The organism is Arthrobacter sp. CAN_A212 (assembly GCF_015752345.1).
Lineage (GTDB): Bacteria > Actinomycetota > Actinomycetes > Actinomycetales > Micrococcaceae > Arthrobacter_D.
In genome coordinates, this window is record NZ_JADOUT010000050.1 from 1 (window position 1) to 5,286 (window position 5,286).

Here is a 5,286-nt window from a genome sequence, read left to right on the forward strand (position 1 = left end):
AAGTGCGGTGCTCACAGGGAATCGGTTTCCAAATCTCGCCCTTAAGGAGTCAGTGGGAAAAGTGGCGGTGTCTCACCCAATGCTGACAGACAGGGATATGACACTGATGCATACGGTCTGCAGGCAGAAGTCTGTAAGGACCTGATGTGGGATGTCGCGCTGCAGGTCCTGCGGGTGGGTTCCGACGTCATCTTGGACTGGAACCAGTGGAATCGGCAGCGCCGTGCGCTCTGGAAAGACCGTGCCCTCGAGGCTGGATACGCCGTAAGCCTGCGCTATGTGCGGACACCTCTGGAAGTGGCTATACGCCAGGCGGAACCCAGGGCGGCACAGGACACCCCTTGGGCGCACCGACTAGACGCGGCGCAGATACTTCAGTTCTCGGAAATCTTCGAGGAGCCATCGGAGGATGACGGACTGCGGATCATTCTCGCCTGATCCGGCTGCCCGATAAGATGCGACATCCGCAACAAGGCCCCTGTCTTGCAACTGTAGGGATAGGAGACAGGTGATTGTGTTGCCGATGAGGAGCTTTGCGGGCATTCACCTGGGGTGAGGTAACCGGTCCGTCCTCAATCGCGCGGCCTCAGGGCCCTGGCCGGACCAGCAGCGCACGGTGATCGACCGGCTTACGGCGGTCGATGGGGTGTCCGATATGAGCTGGGTCCAACGTGTACTGACTGCGATCTGACAATAAAGAGGGAGTAATTTGAGCGATGACGGAAGTCTGAGAAATGGCGGTCCCGGCATCCTCGCTCGGTTCCGGGCCCGGATTGCGAAGCTCCATCGAAGAGACATCTACACTCAATTAGGGCTGCCACCGTCTGCGGCCGACGATCAAATAGATCGTAAAGCGGGCCCCGATTCTCCATAGGTCTTCCTTTTACGCTTAAGCGATCGAGTTAAAGGCACCCGTCGTGCCGGTTACGCTGGCTCCATGTCTCGAATTTTGATCACCGGCATGTCGGGGGCGGGAAAGACAACTTTGCTGGATGAGTTGTGCCGGCGGGGCTACCGAACGATCGACACCGACTACGACGCCTGGGTGCTTCCAGACGGAACATGGGATGAACCGCGCATGTCGGCTCTTCTCGCATCTGATTCTCCCTTAGTTGTTTCGGGGACTGTCGAGAATCAGGGCCGTTTCTATGACCGCTTCTCCGTTGTTGTTCTCCTGAGCGTGCCGATAGAAGTCCTCATTGAGCGAGTCTCTGCTCGTGAAAACAACACTTACGGCAGCTCTGAGGCTGACCGAAGCGCGATCCGGCAATACGTCCTCGATGTCGAACCGCTGCTTCGAAACGGAGCGACCCTCGAACTCGATGGCCGTCGACCGATCCCAGAACTGGCCGATGAAGTTGAACGACTAATTCTGGCGTCCGATTAGGATGGCGCCCGGTAAACGAATCGGGGTACGGGACAGTGGAAGTCTTTGTGTTTGAGCCTCCATCAACCAAATGGTTCGCAGGTGGCACTTGGGTTGAAGTTGGGTGCTTGCTCGTATGGGTCATCCGATGAAGGGGTAACCGAAGCAGATGGAAAGCTATCGGCCCGGCTGTTCGTTTGGAGTGTTCCGGAGGAGGCCTCCAATAATTGGCCGTTCGCCCTGGCGGGGACCCTTTTACGGAGAAGGCGCGTGCAGCTGAGTGCGTTGGCGGGAGAAGTGTTGAATGAGGTAGTTCAGGGCCAGTGTGGTGATGATGATGGATAACGCGACGGCGGCCAGCATTATGTAGAGGCCGCTGAGCATCGAGATGGGCGATGAAGCATTGTGTAGGTAGCTGATACCACCGATAGCGCCGATAGCCCAAAACACCGCCACGCCAAGCAGCGCAATGAGCGAAGGGATGGAATCGCGATGAGCGTTCAACCAAGCTTTTTGTGTTCTCGAGTTCGTCCCCATCTTTCTAGTATCTGTTCTGGTCGCTGCTCATTCCTTTGATAACGCGCGTTCCACACGTATCGGAAGTATCACGATCACTCTCATCGACCAGAAGATCTGGCGCGCACGTGCAATTGCTAATCCATGCGCAGTCCCGAGCGACGTACTGTGCATCTGTAAGGTTGGCGGATGGATCCAGTGAGACGGGCGGTAGGCGGTGACGACGGCGCGGTGATCTCATACCTGGTCTTTGACGGGGCGCTGCCCGCGATTGTCATTTTGCATGGATTGGCGGGTAGCGGTCGCGAGTTTGAATCGACAGCGCGTGCTCTGAGCGGACGGATGGTTGTGCTGATAGACCAGCGCGGCCATGGTTTCAGCACACGAGAGCCGGCCGATACGTCACGGGGTGCGTTCATCGCTGATGCAGTGCGTGTGATCGAAGCTGAGTCGTTGGCCCCTGTCGATTTGGTGGGGCAGTCGATGGGCGCGCATACCGCCATGCTCGTAGCCGCTGCCCATCCCGATCTGGTGCGCAGGCTCGTGCTACTGGAAGCAAATGAAGGTGGAGGGGTGCCCGAAGGTGCCGAGGCGATCGGAGAGTATTTCCGATCATGGGAGGTGCCTTACGCCGACCGGGAAGCGGCACAGGCCGCCCTTGGGGATGGAGAGCTCGCTCAGGCGTGGTCAGCTGACCTGGAAGAACGTCCCGATGGGTTGTACCCGCGGTTCGATCCTGAGGTGATGGTGGCGACAATGGCGGAGCTCGCTGTGCCGCGGTGGACGGAGTGGGAGAGTGTTGCTGCGCCTACACTCGTCATCTACGCAGACGAAGGCATGTTCACCGAGGAGCAGAAGATCCGCTTCGTCAGTCGTGGCGTAAGGGAGACACGAGCCGATCTCACGGGTGCTTCACACGACGCGCATCTCGACGCTTTCGAGGACTGGATAGGCGCTCTGACCGGGTTCCTAAGAGCCCGCTGAGGGATCGCTCACTGCATCGTTCAGGGTTGGAGTCTTGACAGCTATTCTGGGCGATAGTGGCGAAATTCCTCAGTTCCTTGCAATGAGGTGGGAGTGGAGGGTCTATAGGGTTGGTGCTATGAACGGAATATTGGAAGAGATCGCTCTGGAAGTCTTTCCTTCAGCCGATTGGCGTGAGGCCCGCCACGTCGATTTCGGACAGTTCCATGACGTGCTTGTTCTCCAAGACGTTGCCGTTGTTCGGATCGCACGATCACTAGACCAGGGTCTTATGATGACTCGCCGGATGGAGTTATTGCGTCGCGTTGATAGCCAGGTCCCTTTCGAGATACCTGTGCCGCTTACGGAAGTTCAGTGGCACGGGGATCGGGCGGCGGTCGCGCAGCAATATGTCCGTGGTGTTGCTCACCCGTCCGGGTCTGGGGATCCTGAACAACTACGTGCCCTCGTCCAGTCGCTCGATGCGATGGAAGCGGCGCCGCTGGGTGACTTGGTCGGTGAACCATTCTCCTATGCCGGTCCGTGGGATTCCGGCAAACAACAGAGGTTGTTCGCAAATGTTCCACGGGCTGTTCATGGTGAGCTGCACCGTCGGCTTGATCCGCTTTTATCAATGGACGTAGTAGAGCCGTCCTTGGTGCACGGAGATCTGGCCGGCCACAACATTCACTGGGTGAAAGGTCGCCTAAACGGAGTGCTCGATTGGGATCTTGCCAGCCTTTGGGATCCTGCAATCAATGTCGCTTACCTCTCCATGTGGCACGGCGACGATATTGCCGGGAAGATCACGGACTCCGTAACCGCTGTGAGAGCGCGGATATGGCGCGAAAGCCTCATTCTTGAAAGCATTTCTCGGGCCATCAGCGATGGGCAAACTGACCGTGTCGAAATGCTCACAGAGAAACTGCGCAGCTGGATGTGAAGCATTAGTCAGAGAGCTGCAAGGCGGAGAGGACTCGTGCGCGCAGCAGTTCGTATTCCTGCCGGTAGGCGCGTGGCCCGTCCGCGGGTCTGACGACCACACGTGGAGGCCCAACCATGTGGTCGGCGGTGAACTGCTCACCCGTCAGATCGATTTCAAGACCGCTAGAGAGCCTGTTCCAGTAATGAACCTGGTCGGCTTCGTCTCTGCCAACAACATCGGCGATGAGTAGATCCCCGCCCAAAAGGTCTTGCAAGACCAGTGCTGTGGGCCCGCATTGTCCGTATTCCGGGGTGTTGTGATGCCAACGCGTCAGGCTGCTCGGTTGCAAGCAGGTGGTGTCTGCTCCCCAGGCCTGACGGAAAGCCGCCTCGAGCGTCCGCAAGGTGACTGCCACTGGTGATTGCATCCGATCAGGCACGGGCAATGATCAACCAGCCACGGCCGGGTGCGTACGGAAGATCCCGGACTTCGATCTGGGCGAATCCCGCTTTTGACAAAGAGTCTCGGAATTCTTCCTCGGTGCGGAAGCGCAACGTCGAGGTGGAGTCGACACGCTCACCATCAGCCAAGAAAATTGTTGGAGAGTCGAACGTGACAAACGCTCTGTCGACTTTGGTTACTTGGACCCATTCCTCTACTGGCCCTTCTCCCTCAACGTATACGACGCGCTGGGTCAGTTCCTTCGTCCAACGGGTCCACCCGCGGTCCGAAGGCACCCGGCTTTCGAACGCGATGTATCGGCCCGGGCGCAGGCAGGCGCGGATTGCCTGCAACGTCGAAATCCACTCCTCATCGCTTAGGAAGAACTGGGCAACGTTGGCAGTCATGGTTGCGAGGTCCCACTGCTGTTGCTGGGCTGGGTCAGCGGCAATATCCAGGGCGGTTCCCACGACCCATGTCACGTGGTTTGCGCTGGGCTTAGTGTGGGCGACGGCTACGGACGCACCAGCGGGGTCGACACCAAGCACTCGCACACCGCGCTGTGCCAGGAGGGAGCCGAAAGTCCCTGTGCCGCAGCCAACGTCCAGTACTGCGGAAACGTTGAACTCATCGATCAACGCCAGATACGTGTCCAGATCGCTTCGGTCAGGATCCAGAGGATCATAGACACGAGCCACGCGAGGGTGATCAAAAATAGGATCAGGCATCACCACACCGTACTGCACCAAAGACCGCAAGACTCGGAGAAACGTCATTACAGGTGTCTACGCCGCTCTGCGGAACACGGATGCGAATCCCGGAGTTCCGGTCAGCCCTTTCACGGTGGTGGCCCAACCGGTGGTCCATTGACCCTTCACCAAAAAGCGGATCAGATTGACGGTTAAAGCGAACCTGAGAGCGGGTATTCAGGATGATGGATGTTCCTGACGTGAGTGTTGTCGTACCGCGTCGCGGACGCGTCCTTCAGAAGGATGCTAAACATCTCGGTCATGTAAACAGCAACACTCGCATGTTCAGCAATGAGGTCAGCACCTTCGCCAAGCGCCGCGCGGAT

At 58.1% G+C, this 5,286-nt stretch carries 7 protein-coding genes; 4 read left to right on the forward strand and 3 right to left on the reverse strand.

The genetic code is table 11. The features are described 5' to 3' along the window. The first annotated feature begins 117 nt into the window (after nucleotides 1–117). Both IWX64_RS16525 and IWX64_RS16530 read left to right on the forward strand, forming a co-directional pair. Nucleotides 118–438 carry an AAA family ATPase gene (locus IWX64_RS16525; RefSeq protein ID WP_334683390.1) on the forward strand — a complete coding sequence of 107 codons (321 nt, stop codon included), beginning with the start codon at nucleotides 118–120 and terminating at the stop codon, nucleotides 436–438. Between the two features lie 499 nt (nucleotides 439–937). Next, nucleotides 938–1,387 (forward strand): AAA family ATPase, encoded by a 450-nt coding sequence (locus tag IWX64_RS16530; RefSeq protein ID WP_196868219.1) that lies wholly within the window; start codon nucleotides 938–940, stop codon nucleotides 1,385–1,387. Between the two features lie 234 nt (nucleotides 1,388–1,621). Here the strand turns inward: IWX64_RS16530 and IWX64_RS16535 are convergent, their stop codons facing one another. Next, on the reverse strand, nucleotides 1,622–1,870 hold the full coding sequence (locus tag IWX64_RS16535) for a hypothetical protein (RefSeq protein WP_196868220.1): 249 nt from the start codon (nucleotides 1,868–1,870) through the stop codon (nucleotides 1,622–1,624). A 201-nt stretch (nucleotides 1,871–2,071) separates the two neighbouring features. Between IWX64_RS16535 and IWX64_RS16540 the strand changes: the two genes are divergently transcribed. Further along, nucleotides 2,072–2,866, forward strand: a complete 795-nt coding sequence (locus IWX64_RS16540; protein ID WP_196868221.1) for an alpha/beta fold hydrolase — start codon at nucleotides 2,072–2,074, stop codon at nucleotides 2,864–2,866. A gap of 118 nt (nucleotides 2,867–2,984) precedes the next feature. Then, nucleotides 2,985–3,788, forward strand: coding sequence for a phosphotransferase family protein (locus tag IWX64_RS16545; protein WP_196868222.1), 804 nt, complete (start codon nucleotides 2,985–2,987; stop codon nucleotides 3,786–3,788). A gap of 4 nt (nucleotides 3,789–3,792) precedes the next feature. Here the strand turns inward: IWX64_RS16545 and IWX64_RS16550 are convergent, their stop codons facing one another. Beyond that, entirely contained in the window at nucleotides 3,793–4,185 is a 393-nt protein-coding gene (locus IWX64_RS16550) for a YunG family protein (protein ID WP_196868223.1), read from the reverse strand. 16 nt (nucleotides 4,186–4,201) lie between these two features. Next, on the reverse strand, nucleotides 4,202–4,939 hold the full coding sequence (locus tag IWX64_RS16555) for a class I SAM-dependent methyltransferase (protein ID WP_196868224.1): 738 nt from the start codon (nucleotides 4,937–4,939) through the stop codon (nucleotides 4,202–4,204). Between the last annotated feature and the right edge of the window lie 347 nt (nucleotides 4,940–5,286).

Bases quoted from the DNA above. Each gene is read 5' to 3' on its own strand.
- IWX64_RS16530 (WP_196868219.1), top strand. From the start codon at position 938: ATGTCTCGAATTTTGATCACCGGCATGTCGGGGGCGGGAAAGACAACT.
- IWX64_RS16540 (WP_196868221.1), top strand. From the start codon at position 2,072: ATGGATCCAGTGAGACGGGCGGTAGGCGGTGACGACGGCGCGGTGATC.
- IWX64_RS16545 (WP_196868222.1), top strand. From the start codon at position 2,985: ATGAACGGAATATTGGAAGAGATCGCTCTGGAAGTCTTTCCTTCAGCC.
- IWX64_RS16555 (WP_196868224.1), bottom strand. From the start codon at position 4,939: ATGCCTGATCCTATTTTTGATCACCCTCGCGTGGCTCGTGTCTATGAT.